This window comes from Maribacter sp. Asnod1-A12 (genome assembly GCF_045063735.1).
In the GTDB taxonomy this organism is placed as follows: domain Bacteria; phylum Bacteroidota; class Bacteroidia; order Flavobacteriales; family Flavobacteriaceae; genus Maribacter.
The window spans coordinates 559,564-578,688 of sequence record NZ_JBEFNZ010000006.1; the positions used below are offsets into that span (position 1 = coordinate 559,564).

Below are 19,125 nucleotides of genomic sequence, written 5' to 3' on the forward strand. Positions count from 1 at the left end.
AATGATTTTATGAAATTTGAACCTTAAATAAACCTAAACAATTAGTTTTCAACTATTTTTAAGCACTATTAACTTGTTTAAATTTTCCACTAACCATGAAAACTGTAAAACTATTTATCTACTGTATCTCACTAATCTATTGTAGTGAAATTTCCGCCCAATCTAAATGGGATATAAGTAATCAAGAAGACATAAAGGTATATACCCCTAGCGATTTAAAGAGTAATAAAATATTTAACGTGTACGCATATGGTCCCATAGAAGCTCCCAATGAAGATTTAAAAAATTGGGTTTTAGAAACAGCAAAAGACCAACAAAAAGAAATAGGTGCGCCTCTTAAAAAATGGATTGTAAAACCTGAAAAAGAAGATTATGGCATCACTAACAGTTACATTAATAACAATGGTACTACCATGCAAGTTGCCTACCAAGGTGGCAAGTTAGACGATGGTCGTAATTTCTTTCTTAGACTTATAACGTCTAGCGACCTCATTACTGTGCTTAAATATGGCGCCAGGCTAGATGACCTTTTAATAGATATAAAAGCCGACATGGTAACTAAGCAATCTACTGCAACCATCACAAACAGCAAAGCCTCTAAACAAATAACTGTTGCACCTACTCAAACTACGACCAATAAAACATCAACTAAGGAATTATCACCAGGCAAAGCTCCCCACGGATTACTGGAACTTAGAGGTCTACTGGGAACAGGAATGCAATCTACCGGCATGGTCGGTACTACTAGTAATGTCGTAGCACTTTTTAAAGATGGAACGTTTACCAATGACATAGGACTTACTTTTTCAGATGGCGTTGCCGTTTCTAAAAGCAGAAACCCTAAAAACTGGGGTCAATGGAGAATGCGCAATAATGAGTTAGAATTAAAAGAATATGAAGAAACGCAATTTGAAGAAGCTCGCGATTGGCTCACCGAACCCGCTTCTAAAGACTTAAAACTTAATGGTTGCTATGGAAATATCACCTCTTCCAGCTACAGTGGTTATGGCGGTGGTAGTACTGTTGGTAATGCTAGCTCTTGGTGTTTTAAGCCTAATGGTCGCTTTTCACATTCCAAAACAGGTTTTGCGAATGCAACCGGTGACGTAAGGGGATCTACATCATCTAACAAAAAAAATGGGGGCAGCTATTATCTGTCAGATTATGTGGCCAAATTTATTTATGATGACGGCACTGAGGTTACTACTTCTTTTTGTTTTTTAAACAAAAAGAAAACACATATCGCAATTAATGGAAAGCGATTAATGGGTAAATAAAAGACGAACATTATAATGCCATTATTCAAACAAACCATAGAATTATAACCATCATAATGAAACTTATTCCCTCAGCAAAATTAGAAATGACCACCTCTCTTTCTATAGCAGAATTAGAAGAATACTTGAGAGAAAACATTCAACAAAACAGAAATTATAGAATTGGATCAATAAAAAAATCTAACAAGTATTTTGTAGGTACCGTCTTCCCTGACCATTTTAAATGCAAAAAATTCACATACCAGAAAAATTCATTTTTACCTCAGGTAACGGGTATATTTCTAGAAGCACCCCAAGGGACCAAAGTAAAGATCAATCTAAAGGTAGATTCATTTGTAACTATATTTTTATACCTGTTCATTGCAGTAATTTTCTGTGTATTTCTTGTTACATTTTTTATGGTAACCACCCAAGATAGTGCGCTATATATTGCATTGATTCCCTTAGCTATTTTAATCATATTTATGGCATTGCCCCATATAGGATTCCATCTAGAAAAAGAACACACCATTTCAGAACTTAAGAAAATGTTGTCCGCATACCCACATGGACAATGACATTAGAACCAATATACAATAATTACAGTGAGACTTCTTAATAATTTAATTGGGAACTGATGACGACATAAAACCAAAGTAATTTGCCTTAAACTAAAAACGCCAAATAATTCTATTTGGCGTTTTTAGTTTTCAACTTATGCAGAAATCATATTTAAAATCTACTTCATCTCATAAATAGCAATAGTGCTAGAGACTTCATGAGTTGCGATCATTAAATAATTTCCCGTAGGACTATCTTCCTTATCAACCACAATAATACCTTCAGGTGAAATATCAGTAGCATCATAAATCCAAGTTACAAAAACGGGATTATATGGGTTGGTAACATTATAAGCTAAAATTCCACTTGTTCTTTCTAGACCAACGAACAATAAAGTTTCTTCTCCTACTTTTAAGGTTTTTACAGATTCTGGCTCAGCACCTTTATCATCTGACCTGCCATCTACTTCGCCTTCATCTTGATTAAATATAGATGATGCCAAAGCCAGTGTTCTTCGTGCTATCTCAGAACCGGAATCATACACCAATTGTCCGTTAGTATCCCAAATAGAAAAAGAGCGCGCACCATACGAATAAATTTGCTCATAGAATCCGTCGTTATCTTCGTCTCCATTTGCAGTTGTTGTTTTTAATCGACCTAGATTTTCATCTTCTTGCAATTCCTCAAAGTCAGGATAAAAAGTAGGGTTCAAATCCAGATCCTTAACACGCACTTCTTCAGAATACCCATCATAGTCTCTTGAATCACCTTCATTGGCAGAAACAATAAAACCGCTTCCGTTAGCTGTGAAGTAATCTATTGCATCTGGCATATAAAAACCTAAAACATTCCAGTTTTTTAGATTCCCCGCAATTCTGTCTTCATTAGATGCATCTATTTCGTTACCAGATACATTATGATTCTTTGTTCCCAAACCTACCAGACCGGTGATAGTTTTAGACGTAAGGTCAACTATTGCCATACCATTATTTTCTTGCAAACCAATATATGCGGTGCTAGAATCATCAGAAACAGTAACATATTCTGGCTCCACATCTTGCACAAAAGTAGAAGCACCATCATTACCAAACACTCTAAATCCGTTACCAGGATTCATTTGTCCGGCAAAAGAAATTTGTGTTGCAGTTTCCGTAGCCACTTCAATAACCGTTATTGAACCTTCTGGATCAACCGTATAATCATCATTTGGCTCTCCTTCATTAGCAGCAACGATATATTCCCCATCAGGAGAGAAAGCAACCATATCAGGTAACGCACCTGCTACATAAGACTTGATTAAAATTTGCGAGTCAGTGTCATAGGTGTCAACAGTACCGTTTAATTGTTTATCGCTATTTTCAACGGCAACGGCTAAAATACCATTATGAACGGCAACAGAATTAGGGCTACCGGTTAAAGCAATAGAAACACCTTTTACAGGGTTTGTAGCATCTGTTAAATCTAGTACCGAAATTTCATCCTCTTCAGGATTTACTATGAACAATTTGTTGGTAACGGCATCAAAAGCAGATATTTCTGCAAAAGCTTCGTCATTACCATTGGTAAACGTTCCTATTTTAGAGAACCCAAGTTGATCAATAGTTATTGGAAATTCGGCATCCATACCATCGGCACCGTCAGCACCATCTTCCCCGTCCGTACCATCAGCTCCGTCTACCCCGTCAACACCATTGACTCCGTCTACACCATCCATACCATCATCGGCACAAGAGGTACATAAAATCGAAATTCCAAGAATTGCTACACAAAAAGGTCGTAATACATTTTTCATTTTAATACAGTTTGGTTTTAAGTATCAAAACAAGAAGATCAATGTAAAGTTGGGGTTAACTGCATTGTAAATAATTATTATGTAGATGTTAAGATAAAGAAACAAATTTATAAACAACTCAATACCAATACTATAAACCCACCATAACATTAAAAAGAAATACATTATAAAAATGGATAGATTAAAGTAAAACAAAACTATAAGCCTAACCCAAAAGTATGTTTCACTCATTTTTCATTGCATTTAAAATTACCTTGGCACAGTTTTGTATTGTAATTTTACTATGATGAAAAAGCTATATTTAATTCTAATCCTATTTATGTCAGTACAATTTGGTAATGCCCAAGAGCACAATTCTTACGATCAACTTTGGAAACAGGTTGAGAATTTTGAAGATGGGAACCTTTCTAAATCTGCATTAAAGCAAACGGAAGCCATATTTAAAAAGGCGAAAAATGAAAATAATGGGGTGCAGATCATAAAAGCTCTTCTTTATAAATCGGGCTTTATCAACAAGCTTGAAGAAGATTCTAAATTAAAGATCGTTAATGAATTCAAATCTGAAATAGCAACTGCAGATGATACCACAAAAAACATTCTCCATAGTCATTTAGCAAACTTATATTGGCAATACTACCAGCAAAACAGATATAAATTTAATAATAGAACCAAGACAGATGTTAAGATTGATTCGGTAGATTTTAGAACTTGGGATCTTGACACCCTTTTCAAAGAGATAGACTTTCATTTTACCGCATCATTAGAAAATACTAGTATAACACAACAACTTCCTATTTCAGATTTTGATGAAATTTTAGATAAGAAGGAAGAAGACAGAAAGTACAGACCTACGTTGTTTGACGTTCTTGCACATACCGCTTTACAATTTTACACGACCAGCGAAAATAGCATTAACAAACCCGCAGATTATTTTGAGATCGACAACGAAGCTATTTTATGCGAGGCATATACTGCCAGTTTCTTAAATTTTGATGATAGACAAAACCTATCCTTACAATCTAGAGCACTTGAAATATACCAACAACTCGTATCATTTCATTTTGGCAACCCAGATATGAGTCCGTTAGTATTGGTTGATATTGAACGATTACGTTTTATTCACCAAAACGCCACATTCGATAACAAAGACAATCTTTTTCTTGAAGTTTTGCAGAATTCAGCCAAAAATATAAAGAATAGTCCTTTATCTAGTTTATACACCTTTGAAATTGCACTTCAGCACCAAAAATCAGGACTCACCTATTCCCCTAAAACAAATGAAGAACACCAATGGAAGTTAAAAGAAGCCATTGCACTTTGCGATGATGTAATTGCGAGATTCCCTAAAAGTTTAGGGGCGCAAAAATGCATAGTCTTAAAATCTGAAATTCAAAATATCAATATTCAACTGACTTCAGAAAAGCATATACCTACCAATATGGTAAGTAGATTACTGGTTAGTTATAAAAATATGGAGAGCCTGACTTTAAAGGCTTACCAAATTACCCAGAAACAATTAAAAGAACTTGAAGAATTATATCAAGACCCTAAGAAAAAAGACTATATAAAAAATCTACCTCTTGCTAAAACCTGGTCCACATCTTTAAAAACAGAGAACGATTATCAAACGCATAGTACTGAAATCTCCATGCCGGCTTTAGAAAATGGAAATTATGTGATTGTTGCAGAATCTGGCGATGAAAAAGTAAATTCATTTAGCTTTACTACTGTTCAAGTAACCAATTTGGCAGTAATAGAAACGCAAAACTTAACCCATCAGTTCTACCAAGTAATCGATCGTAATAATGGCAAACCTATTGTAGGTGCCGAAGTTATTTTAAGGTATCGAAAAAATTATAATCAACCGATAAAACGTAAAACCTATACCACTGATAAAAATGGTAGCATCGCTATCGAAAAAAATGAAGAAAGTTGGAACGACGTTTCTATAACAGCTAAAAAGGATAGCGAAACTGCATATTTTGGTGAGTACTACATAAACAGAGGGTATGCCCAAAATGAAGAACGAATTAACTATTCATGCTTTTTGTTTACGGACAGAAGTATTTACAGACCAGGTCAGCCGGTATATTTTAAAGGTATTGCTATTAGCCAAGATAAAGGCATATCTAAAGTATTGGAAAAAACGAATATTGATGTTACACTAAACGATGTAAACGGACAAGAAATTAGAACACTTTCATTGACAACTAATGATTATGGTTCTATTTCGGGTGAATTTATACTACCAAATTCCGGACTCACAGGGCAATTTTCTATTCGTGCCAAATCGGACGAATTCAACTTAAATGGATACGTAAGTATTTCAGTTGAAGAATATAAACGACCAAAATTCGAAACTAATTTTGAACCTGTAACAGATACCTTTAAAGTAAACGATAGTATAACCGTAACCGGTAAAGCAACAGCCTATGCAGGCAGTTCCATCTCAGATGCAAAAGTAGTGTACCGTGTAAAAAGAGTGGTGAATTTACCAAGATGGTATTATTGGTTCAGACCTCATTTTAATGGCTCTTCTCAAGAAATTGAACAAGGAGAAACCGTTACCGATGCAGCAGGTAATTACGAGATAAAGTTTAAGGCGATACCTGATAATAGTATTGCCAAAGAAAACCTACCTACTTTTAATTATGAAGTTACAGCAGATGTAACCGATATTAATGGAGAAACAAGAAGTACAGTTACAAATGTTGCCGTTGGGTATCACACATTAAACGTGAATTTAGTTGTTCAAGAATCTATTGACAAAACCCTAAAGGATACAGGCTTTATTATTAACAGCAAAAATTTAAACGGAGAATTTGTAGCGGCAACAGGCGAGGTGAAATTATATAAATTACAGGCACCCGAAAACGTAATACGTCCCAGACAGTGGTCTACCCCAGATTATCAAAGTTTTTCAAAAGATGAATTCCTGAAGCTTTATCCGCATGACGCTTTTGAAGACGAAGATAATTCTGCCAATTGGCAGAAAGGCAAAATGGTTTGGCAATCTAAATTTGACACTGAAAATTCTAATGAAATCAGTTTTGGGAAAATCAAAAATTGGGAGTCTGGAAAATATAGAATGGAACTCTTCTCAAAAGATAAATTTGGGCAAGCAGTAAAGGATATTGCCGTTTTTTCCATTACGGACGATGAGCAAACCCTAGCCGATAACCAATTACTTTATGTAAAAACGGATAAGGAACAGTATACAATTGGTGACAAGGCACAAATCACCTTTTTTTCTAGCGCAAAAAATCTGAACGTCACAGTAATTGTTGAAAAAGACCAGAAGATTTTTGAAGAAAAGGTACTAACGCTAAACGACAATTCTAAAACAATAACAGTACCTGTTACCAAAGATGATTTGGGTGGCTTTGCTATCACCTACAGCTATGCGTTTGCCAATCATTTTGATGAAAATACCGTAAACCTGCTTGTTCCCTACCCTTCTAGCGATTTGCAAATAGAAACTATGAGCTTTAGAGACAAAATAGCGCCTGGTGTTGATGAAACTTGGTCTTTCAAAATCAAAGGTCCTAAAGGTGAAAAAGTCAGCGCAGAACTATTGGCTAGCATGTATGATGCTTCTCTAGATCAATTTAGAGCTCATTCCTGGAACTTTAACCCTATAAGCCAGCCTAATTATTATTCTCGAAGAAGAACTAACGCTCATTACAGTTTTTCCACCAGCAGCTTCTATACATTTTCGAATTATATAGACATGAGTTATCCAAGTTTAAATTTTGATTCTTTCGATTCGTTCGGGTTAGATTTTCATACATATGGAAATTTCTATGAATCGCCCTCTATGTATACAAGATCTTCAGCACCCTTGAGAAAATCTATGATGGCTGATGGTGCAGAATTAGAAGAAGCAGTAATGCTTGAAGATTCTGATGCAAGTATAGAAAGTAAATTAGAAGGCAGAGCTGCAGGTATTGAAATTACCGAAACTGCAACAGAACCAGAGACAGACAATGAAGATTTTGGTTCGGTTAGCATTCGTAAAAACCTTCAAGAGACCGCTTTTTTCTTTCCGAAATTACAGACCGATAAAGAAGGAAATGTAAGTTTCAATTTCACTACTCCCGAAGCATTGACCCGTTGGAATTTACAACTCTTGGCACATACCAAAAATTTGAAAAGCACGATAACCAACCAATCTACGGTAACCCAAAAAGAATTGATGGTAATCCCAAATGCACCACGGTTTTTACGTGAGGGTGATGAGATTATAATTAGCACTAAAATTTCTAACCTTACTGAAAAGCTACTTTCCGGTCAGGCTAAATTAGAATTGACAGATGCGGTAACTGGCATAGATATTTCAAAACAATTGTTAGCTGTTTCCAATGCACTAGATACATCATCTTTTGAAGTTAATGCTATGGGGAATACCCAAGTATCATGGAAATTGAATATTCCTGAAGATTTACAATCCGTTCAATATAAAATCATTGCAAAAGCAGGTGATTTCTCTGATGGCGAACAAAACATGCTGCCTGTATTATCAAACAGAACTTTGGTAACGGAAACATTACCTATGTGGATTCGTAGCAATCAGACCAAGACGTTTACCCTAGACAAGTTAAGGAACACCTCATCGACTACGCTGAAACACCATAAGCTGACTTTAGAAATGACATCTAACCCAGCTTGGTATGCAGTACAGGCATTACCCTACTTAATGGAGTACCCATACGATTGTAACGAGCAGACATTCTCAAGATATTACGCAAACACCTTGGCTAGTCATATTGCGAACAGTAACCCAAGAATTCGTGAAGTGTTTGATCAATGGGCAAATTCAGATGCGTTATTAAGCAACCTAGAAAAGAACGAGGAATTAAAATCGCTGTTAATTCAAGAAACACCATGGTTACGCGATGCACAATCTGAAACCGAGCAAAAGAAAAGAATCGGTTTGTTATTCAATTTGAATAAGATGAAAAACGAGCAACAATCAGCCATGAACAAGCTGGCTCAAAATCAGAATTCAAGTGGAGCTTGGTCATGGTTCAATGGTGGTCCAGATAATAGATACATTACCCAACATATTATTTCGGGAATGGGGCATTTGAATCATTTAATCACTTCAGCCACGCTCAACAACCAAAATTTATCAACTTCGTTCAACTCTCAATCAGATATGATTGAAGAAGCAATTTCATATTTAGATGCTGAGTTTGTGAAAGAGTACGAGCAAATGAAGAAATACACATCGAATATAAACGATGATCATTTAAGTGCAAACCAGGTGCATTATTTATATATGCGCAGTTTTTTTCCAGAAATTAAAACCTCTAAAAAAGTAGATGAGATAACCGCGTATTATTTAAGGCAATCTCAGAAATATTGGAAAAAAAGAGGTTTATATACACAAGGAATGTTAGCCTTGGTTTTACACCGAAAAGACGATGTGAAAACATCTGCCAAAATTCTACGCGCTTTAGAAGAAAATAGCATAACTAGCGATGAATTGGGTATGTATTGGAAAAGCAATACCAGCTCATGGTTTTGGTATCAAGCACCTATAGAAACACAAGCTTTACTAATTGAAGCTTTCTCTGAAATCCGCCCTGCCGACATAGAAACTGTAGACAATCTAAAAATATGGTTACTAGAAAATAAGCAGACCAATCAATGGAGCACTACAAAGGCAACTACCGAAGCTGTTTATGCTTTGTTATTACAAGGTAGCGAGTGGTTATCGGTTACAGACGCAGTCGAAGTTTTAATTGGCGGAGAAGAAATTGATACTTCTAAACTAGAAGATGTAAAAGTCGAAGCAGGAACAGGCTACTTTAAAACCTCTTGGAACACTGCTGAGATTCAACCAAAAATGGGTGAAGTACAAATCAGTAAAAAAGGCGACGGAATTGCTTGGGGAGCATTGTACTGGCAATATTTTGAAGATTTGGATAAAATTACAAGTGCTGAGACTCCGTTGAATTTGAAGAAAAAAATCTTTTTGAAAAAGAATACGGATTCTGGTGAGGTGATTTCTGAAGTGACTGATAATACTACGTTAAAAGTGGGCGACTTGGTTAAGGTTAGAATTGAATTGAGATCAGACCGAGATATGGAATTCATACACATGAAAGATATGCGTGCTGCCGGTTTTGAGCCTGTAAACGTAATTTCAAGATACAAATGGCAAGACGGCTTAGGCTATTATGAAAGCACTAAAGATGCTAGTACCAATTTCTTCTTTGACTATTTACCAAAAGGTGTTTATGTCTTTGAATATGATGTACGTGTAAATAATGCCGGAGATTTCAGTAATGGCATTACCACCATACAAAGCATGTATGCACCAGAATTTAGTAGTCATAGTGAAGGAGTTCGTGTTTCGGTGGGGAATTAATGTCATTACGAACATAGTGAAATAATCTGCTTTTGGGCTGACTAAAAACTCACCCACAATTAATAACAAACAGATTGCCACGTCGCGAAAATACTCCTCGAAAAGACGTTTTAAAATAGGCTGATCGTCATTACGAACGTAGTGACGTAATCTGTTTATGAGCTGACTAAAAACTCACCCATAACTAATAACTAACAGATTGCCACGTCGCGAAAAAGCTCCTCGCAAGGACGAAATAACACAAAAAAAGGGCGCTACAATGTAGCGCCCTTTTCGTCTTTTACTAAAAAATAATCTACCAAATACTAACTCTCTTTTCAGGAGCTAAATACATAGCATCACCTTCTTTAATATCAAAGGCATCGTAAAATTCTTGAATGTTCAACAAAGGTTGTGTTGCTCTTACCATACCTGGAGAGTGTGGATCAGTTTTGATCTGCGTTCTTAAAGCCTCATCTCTACTCTTCGTTCTCCAAACTGTAGCCCAAGACATAAAGAAACGTTGCTCAGCAGTGAAACCATCAATATCTTCAGGACGACCGTTTTCAGCGTAGTATTTCTGAAGTCCGTCATAAGCACCTAGTAATCCACCTAAGTCACCTATATTCTCACCTAAAGTGAATTTACCGTTTACATAAACTTCTGGTAATACCATTACGCTATCATACTGTACAGCTAAAGCATCAGCTCTTTCAGTAAAAGCAGCTAAATCCGCATCTGTCCACCAGTTTTTAAGGTTTCCATCAGCATCGAAACGAGAACCGCTATCATCAAAAGCATGAGATATTTCATGACCTATTACAGCACCAATTCCACCATAATTTACAGCTTCATCAGCAGTATAGTTATAGAAAGGAGGTTGTAAGATTGCAGCAGGAAAAACAATCTCATTGTTCAACGGATTAAAATATGCATTTACGGTCTGTGGAGACATTCCCCATTCCGTTTTATCAACAGGCTCACCAATTTCAGAGTAGTTCTTTAACTCTCCCCACTTATTAACAGCAGTCATATTCTCAAAGTAAGACTTGTCTGCAGAAACTTCCATAGTAGAATAATCTTCCCACTTATCCGGGTAAGCAATCTTAACGGTGAATTTATCTAACTTTTCAATTGCTTTGGTTTTTGTAGAATCGCTCATCCAATCCAAAACAGAAATACGTTCTTTAAAAGCATCGATTACATTCGCAATCATTAATTCAGCTTTAGCCTTTGCTTCTGGCGGAAACTTAGCGTCTACATACAATTGACCTAAAGCCTCACCAACAGTACCGTTTACTGTTGCCAATGCACGCTCATCTGCAGCACGTTGTTCTTTTGCTCCTCTAAGGTATTTACTATAAAATTCCCAATCTGCAGTTTCAATTTCAGTTGTTAATTTTCCGGCAGCACTATTAAAGGTATCCCATCTTACCAAAGTTTTGATATCTTCAATCGGTGTTGTTTTTAAGAACTTGTCCAATGCTTCGGTATATCTTAATTGAGTAACCAAAAGTGTATCAAATTTTTTAGTAATCCCTAAATCAGAGATAAGTTTTTTCATGTCAATAGTATACATCATTTTATCTACCTCAGCAATTGTTCTTGGGTTATTGTAGTTTCTAGCATCTCTACGCTCTACTTTATTTAAACGAGGTTCTGCCAATTGCGTTTCTAGCGCTAGAATTTTTTCGGCAGCTTTTGTTGCATCAGCTTCAGAATCACCTAATTTCTGCAACATTTTAGATACGTGTTTTTTGTACTCTTCACGTATTTCAATAGACTTCTCATCTTCTTCTAAATAGAAATCACGATCAGGCAAACCTAATCCGTTTGCACCTAAATAAACAGCATTCATACTACTGTTATTTAAATCTGCACCTGCACCAATATTTAAGAACGGAGAAGATACAGCAGCATTGGTTGCCAATACGGTTTGTAAATCTTTTAAATTCTTTACCGAAGCAATTGCTTCAAATGCCGAAGTTAAGGGAGTAATACCCGCTTTGTTTCTAGCAGCAGAATCTAACTTAGTATCAAAAATTGCCAATGCTTTGGCTTGATCCGTATCTGCAGCGTAATTTCCACTTTCTTTTGCGGTAGCTAATATTTTTAAAACATCGTCATCAGTAGATTTACGAAGTACACTGAAACCGCCCCAGCTAGTTCTATCATCAGGAATTTCGGTAAACTTCATCCAGTTTCCGTTCACATAATTATAAAAATCTGACTTTGGGTTTTGAGTAGTATCCATGTTCGTAAGAACAATACCAGGTATTGTTTCTACTTCCGCAGTAGGTTTCGCTTCCTCTTTACAAGAAGCTAAGGCTACCAGTCCGGCAGCTAGAAAATAAATCTTTTTCATTTTGTGTGAGTTAGTTTTTAACGTGTCAGACTATATGACGCTCGTTTTGAGTTTTGTTACAAAAATAACAGGATTTTATTTTAAGCAGTTTTATTTCACTATCAATTTAGAACATTAACATTTGAAATAGAGTTGTTTACTCCTTTAAAACCGATTAATAAACTTAAGAATACCATGTTAACTCATTGAAAGTAACGCTTCACTCATTATCTATTTTAAAAGACCCCGTTCCATTTTACTTTAGGGGTATAGATATAAAACCAAAATAATATGAAAAGTACATTAACAATTGACGTAAAAGAACCTTGCAAAGAAAAATTCAGTAATTTTAGTAAAACCGAAAAGGGAGGTTTTTGCCAAAGCTGTGAAAAAGAGGTTATTGATTTCACCAATTTTTCTGATAATGAACTTATAAATTATTTGAGCCAAGGCAATAAGAAAGCCTGCGGAATGTTCAAGGCATCGCAATTAAAAACATATGAAACCAACTCTTTACAGACTATGAATAATTCTATGTTACATAAAGGAATTGCAATGATGAGTTTTTCTCTACTAGCCCTATGCGCTACTGAAGTTAAAGGTCAAGAAACTGCAAGTTTAGAGCCACCTATTGAAATGGTGTCATCATTGGAAGGTGTTGTAGGCAAAGTACAAGTAGTACAAGAAAAATACACCTTAACCGGCACTATAGTAGATGAAAACAATGAGCCATTACCTGGCGTCAACGTAGTTTTGAAAGGAACTACAGTAGGTACACAAACAGATTTTGATGGTAAATTTGAATTTCCTCAACAACTAGAAGAGAATGACATTCTAGTACTTAGTTTTATAGGATATGAAACCAAAATGTACAAAGTTGCAGCAAACGGTAGTGCTGATATAGATATCAATATTACATTCGACACCTACGATGTTGAGCTGATGGGCGAGGTTGTAATTGGCGGAGCTTATACGAGCAAAAGAAATATTTTTCAGAAGATCGGGGATATTTTTAAATAATGAGAAACCTTGTTGTACTATTTACGCTCTTATTTTCAATAACGAGCTTTGCTCAACGTGCAGATTTTCAAGAAATTGATTTTACAAAAGCGGACAGCATTGCTCATTATTATAAGAATGCGAGCCTTAAAAACCTACCTGTACTAACCCATAATTTAACCGCCTCATTAAAAACCGATGTTGAAAAATTTAGGGCAATATACACTTGGGTCAGTTCTAACATTGCCAATGATTATTCTTCCTATCTAAAAATAAGCTCAAAGAGAAAAAGACTTGCCAAAGACCGAGAAGCCTTTTTAGATTGGAACTCAAGCATTACACCTAAAGTCTTTAAAAGTTTATTAGAAGACCGAAAAACTGCCTGTACGGGTTATGCGTATCTGGTAAAGGAAATGGCAAATTTGGCAGGATTTAATTGTGATATTATCGATGGCTACGGACGTACACCTAACTTACTTTTAAAAGAGGATAGCGCACCCAATCATTCTTGGAATAGGGTTCAGATAAATGATAAGTGGTATCTGTGCGATGCTACTTGGTCTGCCGGAGAAACTATAGTTGTTAATGGCTCTCCGTTTTTTCAGCAAGACTATTTCGATGGCTATTTTCTTGCGGATGCTGAATTATTTTCAAAAAATCATTTTCCAATACAAAAAGAAGGAAGTCAACCTATAAAAAAGGAAAATCTAGATGCTTTTATTGCGGGACCAGTCATTTACAAAGAAGCTTTTTTAGCACCGATAATTCCTATTGCCCCAGTTGCAATGCATAATAATATTCAAAAAGGAGCATCGGTAACCTTTACACTAAAAGTACCAAAAGAATTTACTGGAAATACACAGCTATTGCTGAACAAAGGTGGGAGTCAAAAAAATGGGAATCCGAATATTATAAAGAAAGAAGGTAAGATTAGCTTAGTACAAAACTTTGAAAAGAAAGGGCTGTACGACGTTCATATTTCAATCAAAAATCAACTAATTGCTACTTACGTTATTAAGGTAAAATAGTATCATTGTGGTGGATACTTGCTAAAGACCTTATCAACCACAGCTTGAATCTTTTCTGATTTTTCTTGAGGCGTATCGCCCTCTCGAAATGGACTTTCGCTAATGGCTTGCCAAATAAGCATGTCTTTGTTAGAATCTACAAAATCTATTTGAAGCTCTCTTGTCATTTTTGGTCCACCAACGGGAATACCTATTGACACTCCGCCACCAATACCTCTGTTACCACCACCAAGACCAACACCTACGTTGTTCGCTGCTTGAGCTTTAAAGACAGTACTCTTAATATTAATGAACATGTCTGGTTCTTCAGCGAACATAAATCCTTTTTCGCCCAAAGTAGCATCTAAGGCATCCATCAACCTTTTCTCGTCTAATTCACTTAGACCAGTTTCCATATCTCCAAAATAATTATAGGTAGCATACGATGTAAAATCGGTCTGATCATCGTAATCATAATTGACCCTCGCTGATCCGCAAGAAGTAAAAACTAGTAGTACAACACTAAAAAAAAGGATTCTCATGATATTGCATTTTCTTAAATTTAAAGAAAATAAAAGAGTAATATATGTTTTTTAGAAGGTATTCGACTAAGCGTTACACCTAAAACTTCCTATACTCCTATTCTTTCTTATCAACAGACGTGGTAAGCGCTGAAGAAATTATTCCTGTAGGAATAGCTACGACTCCTAAACCAATCATTAAAATAAAAAAAGTAAAAACTTTACCGCCAACTGTAATGGGATAAACATCTCCATAACCAACAGTAGTTAGTGTAATAATTGCCCACCAAAGACTATCAAAAATAGATGCAAAATGCTCTGGCTGAGCTTCATTTTCAAAATAGTAAATACCTACAGAAGCAAAATAAATCAATATTAAAGTAACAAATAAGAACAGAAGTATTTCTTCTTTTGCCGTACTAATTGCGGCTGTAAAACGCTTAATGGCTTTATTATACCGCATTAGTTTAAGAATACGGAATAATCTTAAAAAGCGTAACGCCCTAAGAGATCTTAAATCAACCCCTAGCGCCAAATAAAAAGGCAGTATTGCTAAAAAATCAATTATTCCGAAAAAACTAAATATAAATTTATGTTTGGTATCTGCAACATAAATACGAAGCAAGTATTCTATGGTAAAGACTACCACACAGAATATTTCAATTACTCTTAAAAGTTTTCTGGTATTGGGCTCTAAATCCGATACTGTTTCAAATGAAAAAGCAACAATAGAAATGAAGATTAAAATCTGAATGAAATAGGCAAAAATTCTGCTTTTCCTATTATCATTAATTTCAACAATATTTTTAAGGTATTGTTTCATAATTCTTATTAAGAATTAAGCATTGCCCAAAGTTTATCTTTCAATTCTACAATACCCATTTGCGCAACAGATGATATAAACATGAAAGGCATTCCGTTTAATTCTTTATTCAGTTCCTCTCTCATTTCATCCATCAGCTCCTCATCAAGCATATCGCTTTTAGAGATACAGATAAGACGTTCTTTATCTAACAACTCTGGGTTATAACGACGTAGTTCATCCAATAAAATCTCATACTCCTTGCTGATATCCTTACTATCCGCAGGTATTAAGAACAGTAAATTTGCATTACGCTCTATATGTCTTAAAAAGTAATGTCCTAAACCTTTACCTTCTGCAGCACCTTCAATTATACCAGGAATATCTGCCATTACGAAACTCTTAAAATCTCGATATTCCACAATACCTAAATTAGGTTTTAACGTGGTAAACTCGTAATCGGCAATTTTTGGCTTTGCTGATGTTATAACTGATAACAAAGTAGACTTCCCTGCATTTGGAAAACCAACTAAACCAACATCTGCCAATACTTTAAGCTCTAACAGAAATTCCCCTTCCAAGCCATCCATACCGGGTTGGGCATATCTAGGTGTTTGGTTTGTAGATGTTCTAAAATGCCAATTACCACGCCCCCCCATACCACCTTTAAGTAGAATTCTTTCTTCACCATGTTCAGTAACTTCAAAAAGCACCTCTTTGGTTTCAAAATCTTTTACTACAGTTCCTAATGGAACATCTAGGTATACATCTTCACCATCTGCCCCAGTACTTCGGCTTTTACTACCGTGCGCACCATGACCTGCCTTAAAATGTTTTGTATATTTAAAATTAATCAAGGTCCAAAGGTTCTCGTTACCTCGAACAATTATATGTCCGCCACGACCACCATCACCACCGTCAGGACCACCTTTGGTAATAAATTTTTCACGGTGCAAATGCACAGATCCTTTGCCTCCTTTACCAGAAGTCAAACCCACTTTTACGTAGTCAACAAAATTACCTTCGGTCATTATTATTCTTTCAGTTCAAAAATTTACAGCAAACAAATTGCTATAAAAAATCAATATTATTTTAAGCCTTCGATTACTTTCGTTAGACGCTCGGTAATATCAGCTATTGAGCCAATACCGTTTACGCTATGAAACTTACCTTGAGCCTCGTAAAATTCTTTTACAGGAGTAGTTTTTGCATTGTACTCATCAAAACGATTTCTGATCTTGGCTACATCTTGATCATCTGTTCTGCCACTAACTTTACCTCTTTCTAAAAGACGATCAATTAAAATTTCGTCATTTGCTTCTAAAGCAATAGTAGCGTTAACACTCATATCTTTAGACTCTAAGAAATTATCAAGAGCTTCGGCTTGTGCAGCAGTTCTTGGGAAACCGTCAAAAATGAATCCGTCAGCATCAGCGTTCTTCTCCACTTCTTCTTGCAACATTTTAATCGTTACCTCATCTGGCACTAGCTCTCCTTTATCAATATATGACTTAGCCAAAGTACCTAACTCCGTTCCATTTTTGATATTGAATCTAAAAACATCTCCGGTAGAAATATGCTTTAAATTATATTTTTCTTTTAGAAATTGTGCTTGTGTGCCCTTGCCGGCTCCTGGCTTACCAAAGAGTACAAGATTAATCATATGTTTCTGGTTTAGTTGGTATACTTCTTTTAAATTTCGTCCTTGTTCTTTATAATCTAGACCATAACCTACAATAAAATTGTCAGGTATTGCCAAGCCAAAATAGTCGATGGCATATTCGCCCTTATATACATCTGGTTTATAAAAAAGACTGGCTATTTTAAATTCTTTAACCTTGGTTTTAGAAAATAAATGCACCAATTTCTGCAAGGTACGCCCTGTATCAATAATATCTTCTAAAATAATGACACTACGCCCTTCAATATTTTCTGGCACATCTAACAATGTCTCTACAATACCGGTAGAAGTTAAGCCTTGGTAAGAACTAAGTCTTACAAAAGAAACTTCGCAAGGGTGTTCATAGGCTTTCATTAAATCTGAAACGAACATAAAAGACCCATTCAACACACCTACAAAAATGGGCGTCTCATCTTTATAATCTTCGGCAATTTTATCTGCAACCGTTTTTACAGCCTGCAAAATTTCAGATTCGCTGAGGTAAGGTTTAAAAAACTTGTCGTGAATTTGTATCAATTTTCATAAATTATCAAGGTCTGCAAAGATAAGGTATTGCCTTGTGTTTTTGATTAGAAAGGAATTGGTTTCTAAGATTTAACCGTATTTTTGTTGTACTTAAGGCGTTTTTTCAACTGCCCAAAGCAACAATTATATGGATTATTTTTCTTCAGATTTTAAATTAGGCATATTAGGTGGTGGTCAACTAGGTAAAATGATGTTGTACGAAACGCGAAAATGGGATATTTACACCAAAGTTCTAGACGCTTCTTCTGAAGCACCAAGTAGAATGTCATGTAACGAATTCGTACAAGGAAGTCTTTTAGATTTTGACACCGTTTACAATTTTGGTAAAAATGTAGATGTGTTGACCATTGAAATTGAAAATATAAATCTTGATGCTTTAGAAAAATTAGAGCATGAAGGCGTAAAAGTATATCCGCAACCAAAAGCGTTACGTATTATTCAAAATAAGGCAAAACAGAAGTTATTTTATGTAGATAACGAAATACCAACTGCAGATTTTCAGCGCTTTGCGTACTTGAGTGAAATTGAAGATAGTATTGAAAACGGAGGTTTACAATTTCCGTTTGTGTGGAAAGTAGCTCAATTTGGTTATGACGGACAAGGAGTTAAAGTTGTTCGTAGTTTAGACGATTTACAAGGATTACCTACGGGAGAATGCATTACCGAAACTATGATTCCGTTTAAAAACGAATTAGCAGTAATCGTATCAAGAAATTCTGAAGGAGAAATTAAGACATACCCAGTTGTAGAGATGGAATTTCATCCAGAAGCCAACCAAGTAGAATACGTTATTTGTCCTGCTCGTATTGATGAGAAAGTGGCTGAAAAAGCAAGAGCACTAGCATTAAAAGTAGCAGATAAAATAGGACTTACAGGTTTGTTAGCAGTTGAAATGTTCCAAACCGAAGATGATAAAATTTTGGTCAACGAAGTAGCACCAAGACCACATAACAGCGGGCACTACAGTATTGAAGCCAGCTACACCAATCAATTCGAACAACACATTCGCAGTATTCTAGGTTTACCTTTAGGAAACACCGATAGCAAAGTTGCTGGTGTAATGGTCAATTTAGTAGGCGCAGAAGGCTACACAGGTGATGTTGTCTATAAAAATATAGAAGAAATTTTAGCCATGGAAGGAGTAACGCCTCATATTTATGGCAAAGCACAAACAAGACCGTTCAGAAAAATGGGACATGTTACCATCGTAAATAATGACTTAGGTAAAGCGAGAGCGATTGCCGAAAAAGTAAAGGAAACAATTCAAGTGATTTCAAAATAA

12 protein-coding genes are annotated in these 19,125 nt (G+C 35.7%); 6 read left to right on the plus strand and 6 right to left on the minus strand.

Going from position 1 to position 19,125, the window contains the following annotated elements:
• Positions 1-95 precede the first annotated feature (95 nt).
• On the plus strand, positions 96-1,277 hold the full coding sequence (locus tag ACJJVP_RS02470) for a hypothetical protein (protein WP_405410481.1): 1,182 nt from the start codon (positions 96-98) through the stop codon (positions 1,275-1,277).
• Between the two features lie 56 nt (positions 1,278-1,333).
• Positions 1,334-1,834 (plus strand): hypothetical protein, encoded by a 501-nt coding sequence (locus ACJJVP_RS02475; RefSeq protein WP_405410483.1) that lies wholly within the window; start codon positions 1,334-1,336, stop codon positions 1,832-1,834.
• A gap of 161 nt (positions 1,835-1,995) precedes the next feature.
• Here ACJJVP_RS02475 and ACJJVP_RS02480 read toward each other — a convergent pair whose 3' ends face one another.
• Positions 1,996-3,609 carry a choice-of-anchor I family protein gene (locus ACJJVP_RS02480; RefSeq protein ID WP_405410485.1) on the minus strand — a complete coding sequence of 538 codons (1,614 nt, stop codon included), beginning with the start codon at positions 3,607-3,609 and terminating at the stop codon, positions 1,996-1,998.
• 319 nt (positions 3,610-3,928) lie between these two features.
• Here ACJJVP_RS02480 and ACJJVP_RS02485 point away from each other — a divergent pair, with 319 nt between their 5' ends.
• The gene (locus ACJJVP_RS02485) at positions 3,929-9,985 is read left to right on the plus strand and encodes an alpha-2-macroglobulin family protein (RefSeq protein ID WP_405410486.1); all 6,057 of its coding nucleotides are present in this window, start codon (positions 3,929-3,931) and stop codon (positions 9,983-9,985) included.
• A 295-nt stretch (positions 9,986-10,280) separates the two neighbouring features.
• Here ACJJVP_RS02485 and ACJJVP_RS02490 read toward each other — a convergent pair whose 3' ends face one another.
• Positions 10,281-12,329, minus strand: a complete 2,049-nt coding sequence (locus tag ACJJVP_RS02490; protein WP_405410487.1) for a M13 family metallopeptidase — start codon at positions 12,327-12,329, stop codon at positions 10,281-10,283.
• A 270-nt stretch (positions 12,330-12,599) separates the two neighbouring features.
• Between ACJJVP_RS02490 and ACJJVP_RS02495 the strand changes: the two genes are divergently transcribed.
• Together ACJJVP_RS02495 and ACJJVP_RS02500 are read left to right on the plus strand one after the other, a co-directional pair.
• A complete protein-coding gene (locus ACJJVP_RS02495; protein ID WP_405410488.1) occupies positions 12,600-13,328 on the plus strand; it encodes a carboxypeptidase-like regulatory domain-containing protein in 729 nt (242 codons plus the stop codon).
• A complete protein-coding gene (locus ACJJVP_RS02500; protein WP_405410489.1) occupies positions 13,328-14,335 on the plus strand; it encodes a transglutaminase domain-containing protein in 1,008 nt (335 codons plus the stop codon). Before ACJJVP_RS02495 ends, ACJJVP_RS02500 begins: the two co-directional genes overlap by 1 nt.
• Before the next feature lie 2 nt (positions 14,336-14,337).
• Here ACJJVP_RS02500 and ACJJVP_RS02505 read toward each other — a convergent pair whose 3' ends face one another.
• The 4 genes from ACJJVP_RS02505 to ACJJVP_RS02520 all read right to left on the minus strand — a co-directional run bounded on the left by ACJJVP_RS02505 (position 14,338) and on the right by ACJJVP_RS02520 (position 17,834).
• On the minus strand, positions 14,338-14,856 hold the full coding sequence (locus ACJJVP_RS02505; protein ID WP_405410490.1) for a DUF4136 domain-containing protein: 519 nt from the start codon (positions 14,854-14,856) through the stop codon (positions 14,338-14,340).
• A 97-nt stretch (positions 14,857-14,953) separates the two neighbouring features.
• Positions 14,954-15,658 carry an ion transporter gene (locus tag ACJJVP_RS02510; RefSeq protein ID WP_405410492.1) on the minus strand — a complete coding sequence of 235 codons (705 nt, stop codon included), beginning with the start codon at positions 15,656-15,658 and terminating at the stop codon, positions 14,954-14,956.
• 8 nt (positions 15,659-15,666) lie between these two features.
• Positions 15,667-16,668 (minus strand): GTPase ObgE, encoded by a 1,002-nt coding sequence (obgE, locus tag ACJJVP_RS02515; RefSeq protein ID WP_405410494.1) that lies wholly within the window; start codon positions 16,666-16,668, stop codon positions 15,667-15,669.
• 56 nt (positions 16,669-16,724) lie between these two features.
• Positions 16,725-17,834 carry an adenylate kinase gene (locus tag ACJJVP_RS02520; RefSeq protein ID WP_405410495.1) on the minus strand — a complete coding sequence of 370 codons (1,110 nt, stop codon included), beginning with the start codon at positions 17,832-17,834 and terminating at the stop codon, positions 16,725-16,727.
• Between the two features lie 136 nt (positions 17,835-17,970).
• Between ACJJVP_RS02520 and ACJJVP_RS02525 the strand changes: the two genes are divergently transcribed.
• Positions 17,971-19,125: a 5-(carboxyamino)imidazole ribonucleotide synthase gene (locus tag ACJJVP_RS02525; RefSeq protein WP_405410497.1), complete on the plus strand. Its 1,155-nt coding sequence runs from the start codon at positions 17,971-17,973 to the stop codon at positions 19,123-19,125.

Coding starts and splice junctions, on each gene's coding strand:
- ACJJVP_RS02470 (WP_405410481.1), top strand. CDS start 96: ATGAAAACTGTAAAACTATTTATCTACTGTATCTCACTAATCTATTGT.
- ACJJVP_RS02475 (WP_405410483.1), top strand. CDS start 1,334: ATGAAACTTATTCCCTCAGCAAAATTAGAAATGACCACCTCTCTTTCT.
- ACJJVP_RS02480 (WP_405410485.1), bottom strand. CDS start 3,609: ATGAAAAATGTATTACGACCTTTTTGTGTAGCAATTCTTGGAATTTCG.
- ACJJVP_RS02485 (WP_405410486.1), top strand. CDS start 3,929: ATGTCAGTACAATTTGGTAATGCCCAAGAGCACAATTCTTACGATCAA.
- ACJJVP_RS02490 (WP_405410487.1), bottom strand. CDS start 12,329: ATGAAAAAGATTTATTTTCTAGCTGCCGGACTGGTAGCCTTAGCTTCT.
- ACJJVP_RS02495 (WP_405410488.1), top strand. CDS start 12,600: ATGAAAAGTACATTAACAATTGACGTAAAAGAACCTTGCAAAGAAAAA.
- ACJJVP_RS02500 (WP_405410489.1), top strand. CDS start 13,328: ATGAGAAACCTTGTTGTACTATTTACGCTCTTATTTTCAATAACGAGC.
- ACJJVP_RS02505 (WP_405410490.1), bottom strand. CDS start 14,856: ATGAGAATCCTTTTTTTTAGTGTTGTACTACTAGTTTTTACTTCTTGC.
- ACJJVP_RS02510 (WP_405410492.1), bottom strand. CDS start 15,658: ATGAAACAATACCTTAAAAATATTGTTGAAATTAATGATAATAGGAAA.
- obgE (WP_405410494.1), bottom strand. CDS start 16,668: ATGACCGAAGGTAATTTTGTTGACTACGTAAAAGTGGGTTTGACTTCT.
- ACJJVP_RS02525 (WP_405410497.1), top strand. CDS start 17,971: ATGGATTATTTTTCTTCAGATTTTAAATTAGGCATATTAGGTGGTGGT.